General features: G+C 69.9%; 17 protein-coding genes and 1 pseudogene. 10 read left to right on the forward strand and 8 right to left on the reverse strand.

All coding sequences use genetic code 11. The features are described 5' to 3' along the window. The first annotated feature begins 352 nt into the window (after window positions 1–352). Window positions 353–958, forward strand: coding sequence for a hypothetical protein (locus tag ACRQ4C_RS05745; RefSeq protein ID WP_439690437.1), 606 nt, complete (start codon window positions 353–355; stop codon window positions 956–958). Window positions 959–1,419: 461 nt separating this feature from the next. Here ACRQ4C_RS05745 and ACRQ4C_RS05750 read toward each other — a convergent pair whose 3' ends face one another. The 3 genes from ACRQ4C_RS05750 to ACRQ4C_RS05760 form a co-directional block, all read right to left on the reverse strand. Then, the gene (locus ACRQ4C_RS05750) at window positions 1,420–1,686 is read right to left on the reverse strand and encodes a Txe/YoeB family addiction module toxin (protein WP_439690438.1); all 267 of its coding nucleotides are present in this window, start codon (window positions 1,684–1,686) and stop codon (window positions 1,420–1,422) included. After that, a complete protein-coding gene (locus tag ACRQ4C_RS05755; protein WP_439690439.1) occupies window positions 1,683–1,931 on the reverse strand; it encodes a type II toxin-antitoxin system Phd/YefM family antitoxin in 249 nt (82 codons plus the stop codon). The genes ACRQ4C_RS05750 and ACRQ4C_RS05755 overlap by 4 nt, the downstream gene beginning before the upstream one ends. A 599-nt stretch (window positions 1,932–2,530) precedes the next feature. After that, window positions 2,531–3,160 (reverse strand): Panacea domain-containing protein, encoded by a 630-nt coding sequence (locus ACRQ4C_RS05760; protein ID WP_439690440.1) that lies wholly within the window; start codon window positions 3,158–3,160, stop codon window positions 2,531–2,533. Window positions 3,161–3,592: 432 nt separating this feature from the next. Here ACRQ4C_RS05760 and ACRQ4C_RS05765 point away from each other — a divergent pair, with 432 nt between their 5' ends. Beyond that, complete coding sequence (locus tag ACRQ4C_RS05765; RefSeq protein WP_439690441.1) at window positions 3,593–3,940, forward strand: hypothetical protein; 348 nt, start codon at window positions 3,593–3,595, stop codon at window positions 3,938–3,940. On the opposite strand, the gene ACRQ4C_RS05770 is transcribed toward ACRQ4C_RS05765, so the two are convergent. Both ACRQ4C_RS05770 and ACRQ4C_RS05775 read right to left on the reverse strand, forming a co-directional pair. Next, entirely contained in the window at window positions 3,937–4,803 is an 867-nt protein-coding gene (locus tag ACRQ4C_RS05770) for a Fic family protein (protein ID WP_439690442.1), read from the reverse strand. The genes ACRQ4C_RS05765 and ACRQ4C_RS05770 overlap by 4 nt on opposite strands. After that, window positions 4,800–5,549, reverse strand: a complete 750-nt coding sequence (locus ACRQ4C_RS05775) for a helix-turn-helix domain-containing protein (RefSeq protein ID WP_439690443.1) — start codon at window positions 5,547–5,549, stop codon at window positions 4,800–4,802. Before ACRQ4C_RS05775 ends, ACRQ4C_RS05770 begins: the two co-directional genes overlap by 4 nt. Window positions 5,550–6,112: 563 nt before the next feature. Here ACRQ4C_RS05775 and ACRQ4C_RS05780 point away from each other — a divergent pair. The 5 genes and pseudogenes from ACRQ4C_RS05780 (at window position 6,113) to ACRQ4C_RS05800 (ending at window position 10,393) form a co-directional block, all read left to right on the forward strand. Further along, window positions 6,113–6,780 (forward strand): annotated as a pseudogene (locus ACRQ4C_RS05780) (DUF932 domain-containing protein). A gap of 77 nt (window positions 6,781–6,857) precedes the next feature. Next, on the forward strand, window positions 6,858–7,157 hold the full coding sequence (locus ACRQ4C_RS05785; RefSeq protein ID WP_439690444.1) for a hypothetical protein: 300 nt from the start codon (window positions 6,858–6,860) through the stop codon (window positions 7,155–7,157). A gap of 396 nt (window positions 7,158–7,553) precedes the next feature. Continuing rightward, a complete protein-coding gene (locus ACRQ4C_RS05790) occupies window positions 7,554–8,771 on the forward strand; it encodes a type IV toxin-antitoxin system AbiEi family antitoxin domain-containing protein (RefSeq protein WP_439690445.1) in 1,218 nt (405 codons plus the stop codon). Further along, entirely contained in the window at window positions 8,768–9,727 is a 960-nt protein-coding gene (locus tag ACRQ4C_RS05795) for a nucleotidyl transferase AbiEii/AbiGii toxin family protein (RefSeq protein ID WP_439690446.1), read from the forward strand. Before ACRQ4C_RS05790 ends, ACRQ4C_RS05795 begins: the two co-directional genes overlap by 4 nt. Before the next feature lie 228 nt (window positions 9,728–9,955). After that, on the forward strand, window positions 9,956–10,393 hold the full coding sequence (locus ACRQ4C_RS05800) for a hypothetical protein (protein WP_439690447.1): 438 nt from the start codon (window positions 9,956–9,958) through the stop codon (window positions 10,391–10,393). 60 nt (window positions 10,394–10,453) lie between these two features. Here ACRQ4C_RS05800 and ACRQ4C_RS05805 read toward each other — a convergent pair whose 3' ends face one another. From ACRQ4C_RS05805 to ACRQ4C_RS05815, 3 genes are read right to left on the reverse strand one after another with little or no spacing between them, the layout of a single operon-like run. Then, window positions 10,454–11,245 (reverse strand): hypothetical protein, encoded by a 792-nt coding sequence (locus ACRQ4C_RS05805; RefSeq protein WP_439690448.1) that lies wholly within the window; start codon window positions 11,243–11,245, stop codon window positions 10,454–10,456. A gap of 56 nt (window positions 11,246–11,301) precedes the next feature. After that, the gene (locus ACRQ4C_RS05810) at window positions 11,302–11,955 is read right to left on the reverse strand and encodes a hypothetical protein (protein ID WP_439690449.1); all 654 of its coding nucleotides are present in this window, start codon (window positions 11,953–11,955) and stop codon (window positions 11,302–11,304) included. A 5-nt stretch (window positions 11,956–11,960) separates the two neighbouring features. Further along, window positions 11,961–12,683 (reverse strand): Panacea domain-containing protein, encoded by a 723-nt coding sequence (locus ACRQ4C_RS05815; protein WP_439690450.1) that lies wholly within the window; start codon window positions 12,681–12,683, stop codon window positions 11,961–11,963. Between the two features lie 114 nt (window positions 12,684–12,797). Between ACRQ4C_RS05815 and ACRQ4C_RS05820 the strand changes: the two genes are divergently transcribed. The 3 genes from ACRQ4C_RS05820 (at window position 12,798) to ACRQ4C_RS05830 (ending at window position 16,489) form a co-directional block, all read left to right on the forward strand. After that, entirely contained in the window at window positions 12,798–13,910 is a 1,113-nt protein-coding gene (locus ACRQ4C_RS05820) for a hypothetical protein (RefSeq protein WP_439690451.1), read from the forward strand. A gap of 132 nt (window positions 13,911–14,042) precedes the next feature. Then, the gene (locus ACRQ4C_RS05825) at window positions 14,043–14,981 is read left to right on the forward strand and encodes an aldose 1-epimerase family protein (protein ID WP_439690452.1); all 939 of its coding nucleotides are present in this window, start codon (window positions 14,043–14,045) and stop codon (window positions 14,979–14,981) included. A 35-nt stretch (window positions 14,982–15,016) separates the two neighbouring features. Then, window positions 15,017–16,489 (forward strand): anthranilate synthase component I family protein, encoded by a 1,473-nt coding sequence (locus tag ACRQ4C_RS05830; protein WP_439690453.1) that lies wholly within the window; start codon window positions 15,017–15,019, stop codon window positions 16,487–16,489. Window positions 16,490–16,553 lie beyond the last annotated feature (64 nt).

Consider the following 16,553-nt stretch of genomic DNA (forward strand, 5'->3'; position numbering starts at 1 on the left):
GGGCAGTCGCACCGATGCACGCCCGCGTTCCTCAGAGCCGGCGGCGCGTGCACGGCTGAACCGCGACGGCTGGCGTTGATGGGGTCGGCCACGAGCACTGGATACCGTCACCCCACGCGCCGGCTGCGTCAGCCTCGGCGCGCCAACCGGACCGCCGTGCATAGGGGTAGTTGGCGGCGCCAGCGCTCCGCCCCGAGGAACCGACGCAGCAGACCCATGCCGAACGAGAAGGACGCCTCATGACCTGCCCCCACTGCGGCGGACGCCACGGTCCCGGCATCGGTGACGACGTCCCCGTGATCGTCTGCCGCGACTGCGGCTACCCCACCCACACTGACGACTGGAGCCGAGTATGAGCACCGACACCATCACCTTCACTGAGCTCCTCGAACGCCCCGCCGGTACTATCGCCACCGCGCCCAATGCGGACGGTGACGCGTTCCTGACGGTCATCGTCGAGTACGACGGCGGACGCAAGCTCGCGACGTCACGCTCCGACGAACCGCGACCGTCCTGGGATCACTACCTCGAGCTCTGCGAGGACACCGAGGGCACGACGGTTCCTGCGATTCGCGCGATCCACCCCGACCGACGGGTCCTCGTCCCGTCGCTGACGAACGTCTTCAACCGGCCCGCTCCGACGACGGACGAGGAAGACGAAGCGCAGGAAGCGGAATGGGACGCTGTGTCCGCCCAGGCTGAGGCGGCGCTCGACGCGGCATCAGCCGGAACGCTCGTCCTCCCAGACGCCACGTTCGAGAGCCAGGAGCACCTCTGGATGCGCACCGGCGACGGCTGGGTCTCGGCCGGCTGCTCCGCCACCCCGATCGAGTCGCTCCGGGTGGTCCTCGACGGAACCGCCGGTCCGGGTGCCTGGTACGACCGTGACATCGTCGAAGCGATTGGAACCGCAGCGTTCACCGTCATCGACTTCCCGCAGGCGGGCGGCGACCGGTGAGCGGCGCCGCCGCGCGGCTCGTCCGGGCGAGCACCTCGGAGCGCGCCCTCCGAGCGGCGGTATCCTCCGCGGCGGCTCGCGCCGCGGGGGCTGGGAGCCTCACGCTCGGATGGGGTGCCGCGGGGGCGCTCCGCCGGTTCGGTGCGACCAATGAGCTTGTCGTTGGCGCTCATGTCCGGCATCGTCACCTGGGGTGCACTCCTCGCCCTCGCTTCCGGGGGAGCCCTGATCGAACGCGCCGTCCGCGGCCGACCAGGCGTCCTCGACCCGGTCGACGACTTGGCCTCGCGGCTGGCGGTACTCGCATGGGTGTCGGACGTCGCGGTCGTCGTCGTGCACGCTCTGATGTCGTCGGAGGGCGGCGTCGCCGTGAGCGGGCCTGGCACGACGACCTGCTGCTCGGTACGCGGGGATGGGACCGCGGTACCCCCATCTGACCGCCAGCTCGATAGGGCCCCTGGTCAGTAGTGGTAGCGGGCCTGCAGCACGATGATGGCGTCGTCGCTGACGAGATACACCAGCCGGTTCGTGTCGTCGATGCGCCTGGACCAGGCACCGTCGAGGACGTGCTTCAACGGTTCGGGCTTGCCGATGCCGGCGAAGGGATCGTCGCGGAGCACATCGTCGATGAGGGAGTTGATTCGGCGGAGCGTCTTGCGGTCCTGGGTCTGCCAGTAGACGTAGTCGTCCCACCCCTCGGCCGTCCAGGTGAGGCGGCGTTCGCTCAATCGCGGTCCAGCTCGTGCGGCTGCGCCGTGCCTGCCCGGGCGGATGCGATCGCGGTGAGTAGACGGTGCGCGTTCGCGGGGGAGCGCAGCAGGTGTGCGGTCTCGGTCAGCGAGTCGTACTCGTCCTTCGACATCAGGACCGCGGAGCCGCGCTTCGAGATGATCTCAACCTCAGTGTGGTCAGCGTTGACGCGTTCGACGAGCCCGAACAAGTCGCGACGTGCCTCGCTTGCGGTAATCGCCATGACATCCTCCTTGTGGTACGGGAAATGGTACCACTGGGGGTGGGTGGTGGAGATGGCCCGCCGGCGTGCTCAACGTGAAGTCGGCGGGCCCGCCCACGGCACCGGCGCCGCGGGCACTGGTGATGGAGTGCACCCACAACAGGGGCCCGCAGCGCCACGAACCATGACGCGCGAGTCGGGTCGTTCGCATGCGTTCGCTTCTCCCTGCGCGAGTTGCGCTCGATCCACCGCACATAAGGCGTGTTGCGACTGTGATCGATGAGACGACGTTGTGTACGTGTCCGCCCGGGAGAACACGTCATGGAGGTACTCGGCGGTCGCGTCCGGCGCGGTGCGGTGCAGGACGACACCATTGAGTTCGAGCAACACCAGGCCCGCGAGCCACGCGGTCTGCCTGTTGCCGGCTGCAAAGGGGGCTGCGTGCAGCAGCCGGTGGATCAGTGCCGCGGCCAGCAGCCACACCGACGACGTCACCCAGTAAGAAACCATGTCCGACGTCGGCTGGTCGACGGCGGCATCGAGGGCTGCACGTCCGGTCAACGGCGCGGCGGAGTGCGGTGCGTGAACCGCGATCACGTGCGCGGACGTCAGCGCGCGCCTCACGACTCCGCCAGCAGATCAAGCGCCGGCGCCCACGAATTCCGGAGCATCCCAGCGACCCGGTCGACGTCATCGGCATCGGCGGGTTCCGTTCGCCGGATGAGCACCGGAGCAGAAGCTCCAACGATCGTCCGGCGCCCGTACGCGGCCCGGAGCGTCCGTTGGCTGATGGTCGCGGTGAGCGCTGGATGGTTGTCGACCTCGGTACGCGCATCAACCCAGGGTCCGTCGGCGAGGACGATCTCGTCGAGACCGCTCGCGGTCACGGCCCGATACAGGTGCAGGACCGCGTCGATGAGTGTCACGGCGTCGTCGTCGAGGCGGCCGTCGTAGTCGGGCACCCGGCCGCGGGCGATGGCATGATGCACGTCGCGGACGACGGGACCTTCCGCCCACGCTTCGACCCGTTCCGGGAACAGAGGCCGGCCGTCGAGCCCGAGCATCCAGCCTTGTGCGAGGTAGAGCTGCCGGTGCCGCTCCACGTCGTCCCGCTCCGGCACTGCCTGCTGCAGATACGCCATCACGTGCAGGGCGCCGCTGAACGTCATCGTCGGCAGCACCTCCGGCACCGCCACCGGTACGTCCGCATCTACTTCGCCCTGTGCCGTCGCCTGCTGGTCTGTTGCCATCCCTGCTCCCTACCATGCGAGGCGAACACCGCCCCACAGAACGATGACGACGAATCAGGTCTCACTATGACGCGCGGGCCGTCCTGCGACAGGTCCGAAGCGGCCGGTCATGCAGAGAGGAACCATGCCCGGTTGATCCCTGCAGACTCCTCATCGGCGACGACGGGCGGGACGTCCTCGCACAGGACGTCACCCGGCTCTCGGCCTACGACGCGCAGAACATGCTGGCGTATCGGAACCGACGGCTGGCGACGCTCTCGGCCGAGAGCGTCTCGTTCGCCCGGCTCGCCTGGGGATTGCTGGCCTGGGCCTGGGCCTGGGGCTGAGGCTGGGCCTGGGCCGGGGCGGTCGTCGGGCTCAGCGTGGGTGTGGTCCTCGGTCGCGACGTGTGGCTGGCCGGGCGGGCTGTGGTCGACGGGTTCGTCGCCTTGGATGCTGCTGCCGGGACGGCTGGCCCATGGCGGCGCCGGCGTCCCGGCCTGGCGGGCCGAACCGGTGCGGGACGCCGTGCGCGCCCGGGTCTTCGTGTTCGAGGGCTGGCGCACCCTGCGCATGGCGGTCGCTGCGTTCCTGGTCGGGCCGATGGTCGGCGACCAGCTGCAGCGCACGCCGGCCGAGGACGCCTGGTGGTCCGGGCAGACGGCCGCCGTCGCGGTGTTCATCGTCGGTCTGCTCGCGGTCAGCCTCACCGCCACCGTCCTGATGGGCGCGCAGTGGCGGGCGAACCGTGCGCACTCCCAGCGTGACCCGATCCAGCGGAAGCTGCTCGGGCGAGGCTAAGCGACGCCATCCACCGCGCAGTCCGCGATGAACGCCATCAGCGGCGTCGCATCGTCGTCGGTGAAGAGCGTGTCCAGGGCCTGATTGAATTCGTACTTGCGGGCGAAGGGGATGTTGACGACGTCGTAGCCGCCCGCCATCAGGACGCCGGACATCATCAGCCGTGCCGTGCGCTTATTCCCGTCGAAGTAGAACTGCGACCGGGTCGCGGCCGCGAAGTAGCCCAGCGCCTGCTCACGAGGGTCGTCGATTCCGTCGAGGAAGTCCAGGGTCCGTTTCATCCGCTCCGGCAGGTCTTCCTGCGGGACACCGGCAACGAAGCCGCCGTTGGCGAGCCGCACATCACCGCCGCCCCCGGTCACGCCTTCGCCCCGGAATGAGCCCGACTCGATCGCTTCATGCCGCGCGACTCGACCGTGCAGGTCATCGGAGACATCCTTGCTGAGCGCAAAACCGCCACCGGAGACCAGCTCATCCACGCGGGTGTAGCCGTCGACGAGGGCGAGGACCTGCTCCTCCTCCTCGATCTTCTTCCCGCCGATCGTCACCCCGTCAAGCAGTGTGCGCACTTCGGGGAGCGTGAACGTGTTGCCCTCGAGCGCTGCGGCATTCCAGACCAGGTCCGGCATCGAGTTCTTGAACCGGAACCGTGAGCGCTCCACGGAGGTCTGTCGGATACGGCCGAAATCGATGCGGTTCGCATCCCAGCCGACCCCAGTCGCCTCGAAGGTCTCCTCCGGTGTCGCAGCCGACGGTGTCGGGGTGGTGAGTGCTGGGCCCTCTGGAGCCCGGCTGACGTCCGGCCGGCCGGGCCGTTTGACGTATTGGTTCGATCCGACACCCCACCGGGGTCCGTCGCTCATGATGTCCTCCCGAACTCGATCAGCGCCTGCAGGCGCGCATCGCCTCCGAGGCCTGCGGCGTCGATGAAAGCCTGCAGCGGTGAGACGAGCTCGACGTCCTGCACCGCGGTCGCGCCAGCGAATACGGACAGGTGCGCGTAGGCGACGATGAGGTCAGCATCGTCTCGGTGCGCCGGACGGAAGCTGTCGCCGAGCAGCTGCCCAACCTTGCGTGCGTCCTCAACCCACATGATCGTCGGGGCCTGCGCGTCGATACCGAGCGCGTCGAGCGCCGCCCAACCCGACAGCGCCCACCGCTGCTCGGACGCTCGTCCCGCGGACACCAGCCGGTCCACGCGCCAGTGCTCGCCCCGCAGACGCACCGCTCCGGGCCGCTTGCCCGGAGCGCTCGCCCGACCGGCCTCGTCGACGATCGCGGCCTCTCGCTGGCGCCCTTGCCGGGCGCCGGCGAACCGCGTGATTCGCTCCCGCCACGCCTCCGCAGCTTCGGCCCACTCCGCGACAGTGTCGTCGCCGAGCAGAGCACGGCCGGCCACGGCGGCGAGGGGATCGCTCAGCGCGGCGAGATCGATCTGCAGCTCCCAGCCCGCGGCCAACGCCAGCTCCTGCAGGTCATCGGCCCGAGGGACGGCGCCCGAGAACAGGCGGTACAGTGTCGGCCTGCTGATGCCAGCGCGCGCCGCAAGCTCCGCGACGCCGTAGGGTCCGGCGTCGCGGAACACTTCGAGCGCATCCCCGTACTTCATACGCTCATGTTCTCATAGTTGAGACAGTGCAGATAGGGGTCTCAGGAATGAGACTGTGCCTCTTGGTCGGGAGGGATGCCCACGGATTTGGTCGGCTCGACCCGACTCAGTAGCCGCTCTCAGCCCTGCCGTGCCGGGGCTGGCGAGGCGCATTCCAGTCCGCCGAACGGTGCGGTGGGGTCACACCCCGCCCCGCGGCGCCCCGCAGATGCGGGGCCATGCATAGGGGATGGTGCAGGCGAAACGGTTCCGCCGGCAGAAGGGACCGCCCGATCATGACTGCCATCACCGCACCGAACCGTCGTACCGGCCTTGAGGCGCTCTCCGCACTTCCCGCTGGCCGCACCGCGTCGAACGCTGCGGACCTGCTCGGCGCCGCTGGGATGCTCGGCTGGAACGTGCGCACCGTGGGCGTCAGCGCCAGCGAGGGGACCGAGTCCGGTGTTACCGGGTTCGACCTGCCGCGAAGCGCCGCCAGCGTCTACACCGACCCGAAGACGGGCCGCTCCCACGCGATCGGTGTCGTGGGGCGGAACTACACCGCGATCCAGAACGAGCAGATGATGCCGTTCCTCGACGCGCTCCTCGAGACCAGCGGTGGCCGCTTCACGACCGCGGGCTTCACCCCTGACCACGGACGAGTGTGGGTGGGTATCAAGACGCCAGCCACGATCCAGATCGGGGGCTCCGACGACGTGCTCGTGAACATGGTCGTCTCGAACGCCCACGACGGCACCGGCGCGTTCACCGTCAGCGCGAACCTCGTGCGACTGGTCTGCACCAACGGTATGACCGCGGCAATCCCTGGGACGCGGTCGCAGGTGAGCGTCCGGCACACCTCGGGCGCCGTCGACGCGCTCGCGCAGGCGCACCAGTCCCTCGACGTCATCACGCGCTACGCCGCCGCGTTCCGGGACGCGCCGAGCCGCTGCTCACGAAGGAATACGTCGACCACGAGTTCGCGGCGATCATCGAGCGGCTGCTGCCGGTCACCGCTGAGGATAACCCGCACGTGCGCGCCATCCTCTCGCTCCGGCACGACTCGCCCACGATCGACGACGCCTGGCGCGGCAGCGCCTACGGCGCCTACCAGGCCGCTACCGAGTACGTCGACCACTTCATGCCGGTCCGCAGCCGCGGCGACCAGGAGACTGCACGAGCCATGCGCTCCATCGGGAGCGCCGTCCCGCGCGCGAAGACGCGCCTCTTCCGGGCCCTCGTCGAGGCCTGAACCAGACCGGCAGGCCGGGCAGCGGCCCCCATGCTGCCCGGCCTGCCCCTCACCCATCCACCACCGGAAGGCCCCGCATGAGCGCCGTACCCGCGGATCAACACCGGCCGCCACGCCACGTGAGAACCGCCCGGGCAGTCGTCACCAAGCTGCCCCGATACATCGACTCGCAGCTCGCGCTCGCACGGGCCCTCCACGACGGCTGCCGCGGCATCATCATCGACGCGCCCCCGGCGGTACCGATCACGGTGACCGACCCGTCCGGCTCGCTCCGAATCCAGATCACCGGCGCCAGCGTGTTGCGCCTCGCCGGCGGACGGGCACGCGCCGATTGTCGATCCACGGTGATCGCGCACCAGGCGCACATCGACGCGTGAGGGCGTGCGCGCGTCGCCGCCCATGACGGCTGCACCGTCGCGCCTGCGCGGCCGCACACGTCGAGGCGTTCCGAGACGCCGTCGTGGAAGCGTACGGCGTCGTCCACGTCACCGCACGTGACCACAGCACCGTCATGGGGCACGGGCGCGCCCGCATCGCCGTGTACGACACCGCGGCCGTCACGATCGACGAGAACGCCGCCGCTGCGGTGAAGCGCAACCGAGCATCCGTGTCAGCCTGGGAAGACGCACGGGTCACCACCTCTGTGCGGCGAATCGACTGACGGTAGCCGGCAAACGCGGTCGCCGGGGCCGTTTCCTGCCCTGCGACTCGGCTCCGTAGCCCATTACTGAACTGCTTACTTACTTAGTTGCGGATTTGCGTACAATGGCTGCATGTCCAGCAGTGTTGATGCCGCCCTCGCCGCACTGGCGGGAAGCCAGTGGGGGATGGTCACCGCTGCCCAGGCGACGGCGAACGGGATCGCCCGCAGCACTCTGCAGCGCCGGGAACAAGGTGGCGCGCTCGAGCGGGTCCGACACGGGGTCTACCGCCTGCCCGGCGTCCCTGGCTCACCACTCGACGACGTCCGAGCTGCCTGGCTCGCCAGCGCCCCGGCAGTCCCGGCATGGGAGCGGATCGACGACCCCGACGTCGTCGTAGGTGGTGCCGCCGCAGCGCAAGCCCACGAGATCGGCGACCTCTACGCATCCACCGTGCTGCTCCACACACGGGCCCGCCGGCAGTCGAAGCACGACGACATCCGCTACAGCACCCGACAGCTCCCGAACGAGGACGTCGCCATCGTCGAAGGGCTACCGGTGACAACCAGGGAACGCACCATCGCGGACCTGATCACCGAGCCAGGAACAGACCTCTCCCTGGTCGCTGATGCGCTGCGTGACGCCGAACGCTCCGACGCGGACCTCGACGTGGACCACCTCGTCGCGCTCCTCAGCACCCACGCGAAGCGACTCGGCTACCGATCCGGCGTTGCACTCTACGAGCAGCTGCGCTCGATGACCCGCGTCGACGAAGAACGGGCCCGTGAACTCCTCGCCTACACGGACCTCCGCAGCCTCGTCGATGCGCTCGCTCTGGAGAACACCCAGCAGGTCATGGAGGTGCTGCTCGGCTCCGGAGCGCGAGAGCAGGTCAGTGCGGTGATCGCGGCACTGCGGCCGCCGCTGATGGCGAATCTCAACGACCAGGTCAAGGACGCGATGATGCCACTCAAGGGCGGGGTTCCCGGCGTGCGCATCCAGCTCCCGCCGAAGCTGCTCGAGCAGATGCAGCCGTCTCCGGCGCTGCGGGAGGCGCTGGCGAAAATCGCATCGATGCCGCCGCCGAAGCTGCCCGTCGACGTGCAGCACAGGATCGCCGAACTCACGACGGCCGCCACGCGGGCGGCCGTGCCGCGAGCGAGCATCCCCACCCCGCGCATCAGCACCCATTCGGTCAAGCTCCCCACGCCGACAGTGCCGACGATGAAGATCAACCTGCCGGCATCCGCCGCCCGCCTCGTCGACGACGCAGCACGCCGCGCGATGCGCATCCGCGTTCCCGGCCAACCGCCCAGGAACGAAGCTGGCGCGGACGAGGGAGAGGCATGAGCCGCCCCGACACGTACGCGAGCCCAGCCGCGACGTTGACGGCGATTCGCGCAGCCGCCAAGAACGACGGCGGGAAGACCGGCGTCCGCCAGTCTGATCTGCCGCAGCTGCTGCTGTTCGACCGGTTCCTCGCGCGCGTGTTCGTTCCCGCCGACGCTCCGTTCGTGCTCAAGGGCGGCACTCGGATGCTTGCATTCATCCCCCACGCCCGCGCAACCGTCGACATCGACCTCGAGGTCGCCCGGTACGGCGTCGACGCCGCGATCGACAAGCTCGCCGAGCTCGTTGCCGTCGACATCGGAGACCGTCTGCGCTTCGACCTGGTCAGCCGCGACATCCGCGGCTCGGGCGATGACCAACCGAACGTGGCGATGGCCGCGCTCAAGTTCGGCGTGGTTGGCACCACGCAGCAGGTGAAGATCGACCTCGCCGTGCACGACCGTGCTGGCGCGGCGACCGTCCGAGCGGCGCCGGCGTTCCGCGTGCCACTGGCACGTCCCGTGCCGTCGCCGGAGTACGTCATGATCGCCCTCGAGCAGCAGATCGCCGACAAGGTCGCCGCCATGATGGAACGCGGCCACGTGTCAGGGCCGCGAGGCGACGGACGTTCCTCCCGCGCGAAGGACCTCGTCGACCTCGCCTTGATCGCCCAGCACCTGACCGTCGACGCGGCCAACCTCGCTGCGGCATTGCAGGTCCAGGTCGACGAACGCCAGCTCGAGCCGTTCACGGAGGTAGACGCCTCGGACGGCGTCCGCACCGGCTACCCGACCGTCGCGAAGAAGGTCCCGTCGTTGGCGCTGACGTGGCAGGAAGCGCTCGCCCTCACAAACCGACTGATCGCACCGGTCCTCACCGGGGAGGTGGTCCACGGCACCTGGCGGCCCGAGCACGAACGGTGGACCCATCTCGGACCCAGCGCGCAGCACATCGGGCTGCCGACGTTGCGGAAGTAGTTGGAGCACCCACTGACCGGGCAGCTGGCCGCTGAGACCGATTTCACCCAAAGCTAGCGATGAGAGAGCAGCTGCTCAGTATCGGGAGGTGGAGGCTTCATCTGCCCGAGCCTCGTCGATGGCGTGCGCGAGGACCAACGCGCCTAGGAAGCCGGCTGACCCCTCGCCAAACGACGCCAGGCGGCACCTGCGTCTGCAATCGGGCGTGCAGTCTGCCAGTCTCGATCCATGATCAGCTTTCAGCAGTCAGCGTGGCGGGTCGTCGCGGTGGTGGCCGTTATGAGCAGCCTGGGTGTCGCTCTCGCCGGCTGCTCGCAGAAGGAAGATGACCCGCTCGAGGTCACGAACACCGCCACGATCAGGGACATCACTGACAACACCGACACCGGCTTCTACACCGTCGATTCCGCTGTCCTCAACACGACGTCTCTCGGAACCGAGCTCACCCTCGGATTCACAATCCTCAACAGCAACCACACGTCATTCAGCCCGGTGTCGACGATCACGTTCAAAGACGGAACCGTGTTGACCTGCGAGGCCGACGACGTGCGCCGTGTGCCATCACTCCAAGACACGACCGACTCCTGGGACTTCGCATGCGACTCCGACGAGTTCCCCAGAGACAGCGACGACGCCTCACTCGTCGTCGTTGACGCCTACAACTGACGCGCTTGGCCTCCATGCACGGTCCGCGACGTGTCCGAGCGAAGTTCCCAAGCTTCAGTTTCAGCTCCGGCGCGCTCCCCGAAGCCGATCCCACAAGGAACGTCCCCGTCCGCCAGCGGTGGTCGGAACGACCGTCGGTGCCGGTGCGGACTGCAAGGCGTGCGCCGCGGCGGGGCCGAGATACTTCGCGATGGCGGCGACGTTCTTCGGAGCAGCCACCTCCGGTGCCAACGAGACGACCCGGGCCGGGTCGGCCTGAACCACCTTCGTCAGCTCCGCCCACAAATGATCCTGCTGAACCCACTTCGGCAGCAGCGCAAACGCTTCCGGTGTCCACCCCTCGGCGCGCAAGCTCGGTCCCGGCCTCGGGGTTCCGTCGGCCTCGAGGAACGGCTCGCCGGGTGCCCAGTACTGATACTGGCCGAAGGCGCGGCCAATCTCGGCAGGAGTCATCGCAGTCGCCGGGTCGGCGACGACCTTCGTGATGCGGGCCCGCGGCGTCGTGAACGAGAACGCCGGCGTGAGACCCGCGTAGTCGGGATCTATCGCGACCGGACCGAGCGGCACGACCTCGTAGAGGGCGCCGGAGCGCGGGCCCGTAGGCGTGAGGTGCCGCAGCGTCTGCGCGTATGCGTAGGCAAGGTCTTGGTCGGAGGTGAAGAACACCGACGTCGCCACCTGCTTCGGAGCGGTTCCCCGGGCGGATTGCGTCTTCAACGCGCCACCCCCACCGGGCAGGAGCACACCGCCGACCCGCAGCCCGGGCACCCCGCCATGCCAGAACGGCCCCGTCGGCGCAACCGCCTGCCCCGCTGCAGCGCGGCCCTTCTTTGAACGTGATGCTTTCCCCACGGCGTCATCCTTGCAGAGCACGCAGCCGCAACGCGCCGGCCCGAGGCCGCGGCGCGTCAGCGCCGTCGGCCGGACATGGCGTTCGCCGCCACGGACGCACGAGCAGCGCGCACGAGCGCAACGAACCTGGCTGGGGAGATGACGATCGTGTGCTTCGGAAGCCGACCGTCCGCGTACGCCTGCAGGAAGCCACGGTCGTTCGTGACGCAGTAGACCTTTGCGTTCGGGTTGTCGGCGACGAGGGCGCGACACGCTCCGTACACGAGGCCGTCTTCGTGGTCGAGTGGGGGATCACCGTCAGTGCGCTGTGCACCCAGCGACCCGCCATTGGACACCGACGTGGTGTCGCCGATCAGGACGTCGAGGAGGCCGTCCGCGTCGCCTGTGGCCCACCCGAGCCCGCGGTGCCCGGTGTCTGGGTCCGGGGTAGTCGACTGGCGGGCCTTGTAATGCACGGTGTCGTCGATATGGTCGGACGTCCACACCTCGAGGGGCATGTTGCCGGCGAACTCGCCCGACAGGCAGACCGCGATGGCGCGGACCGAGTCGTAGGCGGCTCCGCGCGGATGCGGATTCGGCTGCACGACTTCACGAGCGACGAGCTGGTCGAACGCGTTCCAGGAGAACGGCGCTCCGACCAGCCGGGCAGCATCGAGGTACACATTGCAGTCGAAGACGACGCGATGCTCCTGTATGTAGCCCCCGGACACCCGAACTAGTTCTCCGGGTCATCCCGCCGACGGGACGATCCAACTGCACCCGGTCGCGCGGGCTCGAGGTTCGCCCCGCCCCAATCGTCGAAGGTGTGATCTGCGTCGGGAATCGACGCGAGGATCGCGTCGATGTCCACCGGCTCAGCGTGTGCCAGGTCGACACTCGGGTGCACCCCGCCCGCGGCAAGGTCCGCTGCGGTGCGCCCTCCGAGCCTGCGGTGCGCCCGGTAGAAGCGAGCCATCGACTGCTCGCTCAACGGCTCGCTACTCGGTGCGTCCTCGGGCAGGCCGGCACGCGCCTCAACCCACGGCCGCTCGGTGTGGGTGAGCGCGCTCAGCTCGTCGCCGGTGAGGGAGCCGTACATCGCCAGCACCTCGTCAACGATGGCGGAGGACAGGTCGTCGAGTTCGATGCCGTTGAGGTCCTGATTCGCAGGCCGCCTCGTGGCGCGGTCCTTCCGGTCGTGCCACACCTGGGGAACCACCGGACCGTTCTTGTACGCCTTGAACCGCTCGGTGAACAGCGGTTCGTCGGTGATCGCGAGGTGCCACGACTGCACGTAGTACAGCAGCTTCTGGAGACGCATCGCGTCCATCCAGGTGCCAGAGCGCGCAAGGATCACCGAAGCGACATCGTTTGCGTGCAGCATGGGCACCTCCGTCGTCAGGGTCCTGGGCGTTTGCGCGCGGGCACGGACGGTGCCTCGGGCGGGATCGGCGATCACCGTCATGCTACGCGGCGCCGCAATGACAACGCAGCAGGCGGACGGAGATTCCCTCGACTCGACTCACCAGTTGAGGGCCGCGCCACCGAGTCGGCGCCGTGCATAGGGGACCGTGTGACCTCCTTCGCACCCGACGTGCTCACCACGGTGACCGGCACAGCCGTTCTCCACGGCTCGATCCGGGACCCGTCGCTGATCGTTCGTCTGCCTCCAGGCGCCCGGCATGCTTCGAACCCGGCGCTGCCGCTGCTGGACTGGCTGCGGGCGCTCCCGGACGCTCGGTTCGACGCCGACCAAGCAGCGTGGGTGGTGCGCGGAACCGGCCCGAACGCGCAGGCACGGTTCACAGAAGCCGGCATCCGCATCGACGGGCTCGACGTCGGTGAGTTCTCCGGCGTCACGACGATCGACGCGCTCTACTCGCCGATGACGCTCCTCAGCGACGACGAACGGACGGTGCTCGTACGCCACCGGTTCGCCGGCTACGAACAGGCCCTCGAGATGGTGGGGCCCGCTGCGACGTGGGACAAGACCCGCCGGCTGCTTAAGGTGCCGGTCGTCGACGTCCTCGCCGCCGGCGTGCCACGGCCCGGCGTCCTCTGGGACTCGGCAGCCGTCGACCGCGCGTACGCCCTGCACGCGCAGACTCCGCTGGTGCCGGGGCTCGAAGCCGCCGCGGCGCGGCTGGCTGCGGCGGTGGATCGCAGCGGCGTCGAGGACGAGGTGCGACTGGTCGCCGACGGTGTGGGGCATTACCCAGACTGGTGGGGCATGCCGCCGATGGCACATCAGGTGCCTGGAGCCCTCGCCGTCGCGGCCGGGCACACGCTCCTCGCCGACGAGCCCGGCATCGGCAAGACCGTCAGCGCGCTACTCGCGGCGACCGTCAGCGGGTGCCGGCGGCTCTTCGTCACCTGCCCGCCGGTCGTTGCGACGCACTGGGCGCGGGAAGTCGCCAAGACGGGGTTCGCCCTTCGGGACCGACACCACGGCGTCAATCGGTCACCATGCGGTGCATTGGGGGCGGCCCGTTCCGCTGCGGCTGCATCGGCGTGTCGAACCGGCGAAAGTGCCAACAAAATGCCAACTTTTTCGCTCGGAGACGCCCAAACGGGACCCGAACCACTCAGGGGTGTCCAGGGCTGTACGATGACGGAAACCCTGCAAACAAGCCGATGCAAGCCGGAACTGCCGGAGTTGATCGGGGACTGCGAATCACTCACATGACGTGCAGGGGGTCAGGGGTTCGAGTCCCCTCAGATCCACCATCGAAAGCCCCGCGGTTCTCCGGAACGGCGGGGCTTTCGCCGTTGCTGCGCCCGGTACGAGCGAGTCCGGCCGGCCCGATACGCTGGCCCCATGAGTGCTGAGCACGTGGGCGAGGGCGCCCCGCTGTCCGGATCGCAGCTGACGATCACCGCCGACGGGTACACCGCCGACATCGCCACGGTCGGCGCATCGCTCCGTACCCTCCGGCAGGAGGGGCGCGACCTCGTGGCGCCCTTCGACGCCGACGAGGTCCGTCCGGTGTTCCGCGGAGCCGTCCTCGCGCCGTGGCCCAACCGGGTCGTCGACGGCCGGTACACGTTCGACGGCATCGAACAGGAGCTCGCGCTCACCGAGCCGACCCGCCAGCACGCCCTGCACGGCCTGGTCGGCTGGACCGACTTCGCCGTCGAGGCCCACGAGCCCGACCGCGCGGTGCTCACCACCACGGTCCCCGCCCAGCAGGGCTACCCGCACCGCGTCGTCGTGACGGTCGAGTACCGCGTCGACGCCGAGGGACTGCACACCGCGGTCACCGGTCGGAACACCGGCCCTTCCCGGGCGCCGTGGGGGACCGGACCGCACCCGTACCTCGTCGCGGGTGCCGGGTCGGTCGACGACTGGACACTCACGCTGCCCGCCGCCGAGGTGCTCGAGGTCACGCCCGACCGACTCGTCCCCACCGCCCTGGTGCCGGTGCACGACGAGTTCGACCTGCGGGAGCCCACCCTGATCGGCCCGCGGTTCATCGACCACGCCTTCACCGGCTTCGTCCGCGACACCGAGGGCACGGCGGTCATCGACGTCGTGGCCGCGGACGGGCACGGCGTCCGTGCCTCCTTCGGTGCGGAGTGCGGCTGGGTGCAGGTGCACACCGCCGACCACGTCGTCACCGAGTACCACCGGTCGGGCCTCGCGGTCGAGCCGATGACCTGCGCCCCGGACGCCTTCAACACCGGCGCCGACCGCGGGCTCCTCGTCCTCGAACCGGGCGCCGCGCACACCGCAGCATGGACGATCGCCGCGATCTGACCCACGACCGCCGCGATCTGGACCACGCTCCCGGGGTGCGGATCGAGGTCCGACGCCTCGCGGGCACGCCGGACCTCGGACGGCTCGCCGACGCCGCCGCCGACGTCGTGTGGCTCGATTCCGGCCTGCCCGACGGTGCACCCGCGGTGGCGGCGGAGCGGGCGGCCTGGTCCGTGCTCGCGGTGACCGACGGGCCGTTCGCCACGCGGTTCCGGCACGAGCAGCGGCAGGCGGTCCTCGACGTCGCCCCGGCCGCCCTGGCGTGGTACGGGCCGTCCCGGACCTCGGACGAGCCCGCGTTCGCCGTGCTGGACGTCCTGCTGGGGCGGACGCCGCGGCTGCCCGAGCCGGTCGCGGGGTGCGGCTTCGCGCTCGGCTGGGTCGGGTTCCTCGGCTACGAGCTCGGCCGTGAGTCCGGCGGGCCCGACCGGGCCGCCGCCGACCACCCCGACGCGGACCTCCGGTTCGTCGACCGAGCGGTGGTCACCGGTCCGGACGGCACGTCGTGGGCACTCGCCCTCGTCGCCGACACGGAACCGGACGCCAGCGCGGCGAACCGGGTCTGGCTCGAGGAGGCGACCGCCCTGCCCACGCGCCCCGACGTCGTCGACGTGCCCCCGGGCCTCCCGGCCGTCCCCGCGCAGGGACGCGTCACGCGCGCCGCCTACGAGGCGGCCGTCGAGACGTGTCGCCGCGAGATCCGCGAGGGCAACGCGTTCCAGGTCTGCCTCACCACCGCGTTCGCGGTGCCCGGTCTGGAGGCACGGGTCGCCCCCGGCACGGATCCCCACCTCGTCGAGTACCTGCGGCTGCGGGCTGCGGACCCCGTGCCGTTCGGGGCGTACCTGCGCCTGGGGACGCTCCGCGTCGCCAGCCGGTCGCCGGAGCGGTTCCTGCGGATCACGGCGGACGGCGTGGTCACCGCGGAGCCGATCAAGGGGACCCGGCCTCGTGTCGCCGACCCCGAGGCCGACGCGGCGGTGCGGGCGGACCTCGCGGCGAGCGTGAAGGACCGCGCGGAGAACGTCATGATCGTCGACCTGCTCCGCAACGACCTGCTCCGGACGGCGGTGCCCGGGTCGGAGCACGTCGACCGGCTGTGTGCGGTCGAGACGTACACGAGCGTGCACCAGCTGGTGTCGACGGTGTCCGCGGTGCTGCCGGTGGGGGCGTCGCGGGCCGCGACGGTGCGAGCGGCGTTCCCGCCGGGGTCGATGACGGGCGCGCCGAAGAGCAGCGCCACGGCGATCGCGGACCGCCTCGAGGGCGCGCCGCGCGGGGTGTACTCGGGTGCGGTCGGGTACTTCTCGGCGAGCGGCGCTGTGGACCTGTCGGTGGTCATCCGCACACTGGTCACGGTGGTCGACGACGACGGCCGTGTGCTCGCCCGGACCCTCGGGGCCGGCGGTGCGGTGACCTGGTCGTCCGACCCCGCCGACGAAGCGGACGAGGTCGAGACGAAGACCCGGTCGGTGCTCGGCGGGGTGGGAGCGGTCGCGCGCTGGTGAACGGTGCGCGCTCCGGCTGACGTTCCTGACTGAACCCGGCGTGTCGAACGTCCGTTCGAGCGGA

It is taken from the genome of Curtobacterium sp. SP.BCp, from assembly GCF_051903255.1.
Taxonomy (GTDB): domain Bacteria; phylum Actinomycetota; class Actinomycetes; order Actinomycetales; family Microbacteriaceae; genus Curtobacterium.

What these genes read in the sequence shown, in the direction of transcription:
- ACRQ4C_RS05770 (WP_439690442.1), bottom strand. Translation starts at nt 4,803, where the DNA reads ATGAGCGACGGACCCCGGTGGGGTGTCGGATCGAACCAATACGTCAAA.
- ACRQ4C_RS05795 (WP_439690446.1), top strand. Translation starts at nt 8,768, where the DNA reads ATGAGCCGCCCCGACACGTACGCGAGCCCAGCCGCGACGTTGACGGCG.
- ACRQ4C_RS05760 (WP_439690440.1), bottom strand. Translation starts at nt 3,160, where the DNA reads ATGGCAACAGACCAGCAGGCGACGGCACAGGGCGAAGTAGATGCGGAC.
- ACRQ4C_RS05755 (WP_439690439.1), bottom strand. Translation starts at nt 1,931, where the DNA reads ATGGCGATTACCGCAAGCGAGGCACGTCGCGACTTGTTCGGGCTCGTC.
- ACRQ4C_RS05825 (WP_439690452.1), top strand. Translation starts at nt 14,043, where the DNA reads ATGAGTGCTGAGCACGTGGGCGAGGGCGCCCCGCTGTCCGGATCGCAG.
- ACRQ4C_RS05775 (WP_439690443.1), bottom strand. Translation starts at nt 5,549, where the DNA reads ATGAAGTACGGGGATGCGCTCGAAGTGTTCCGCGACGCCGGACCCTAC.
- ACRQ4C_RS05790 (WP_439690445.1), top strand. Translation starts at nt 7,554, where the DNA reads ATGTCCAGCAGTGTTGATGCCGCCCTCGCCGCACTGGCGGGAAGCCAG.
- ACRQ4C_RS05785 (WP_439690444.1), top strand. Translation starts at nt 6,858, where the DNA reads ATGAGCGCCGTACCCGCGGATCAACACCGGCCGCCACGCCACGTGAGA.
- ACRQ4C_RS05765 (WP_439690441.1), top strand. Translation starts at nt 3,593, where the DNA reads ATGCTGCTGCCGGGACGGCTGGCCCATGGCGGCGCCGGCGTCCCGGCC.
- ACRQ4C_RS05745 (WP_439690437.1), top strand. Translation starts at nt 353, where the DNA reads ATGAGCACCGACACCATCACCTTCACTGAGCTCCTCGAACGCCCCGCC.
- ACRQ4C_RS05800 (WP_439690447.1), top strand. Translation starts at nt 9,956, where the DNA reads ATGATCAGCTTTCAGCAGTCAGCGTGGCGGGTCGTCGCGGTGGTGGCC.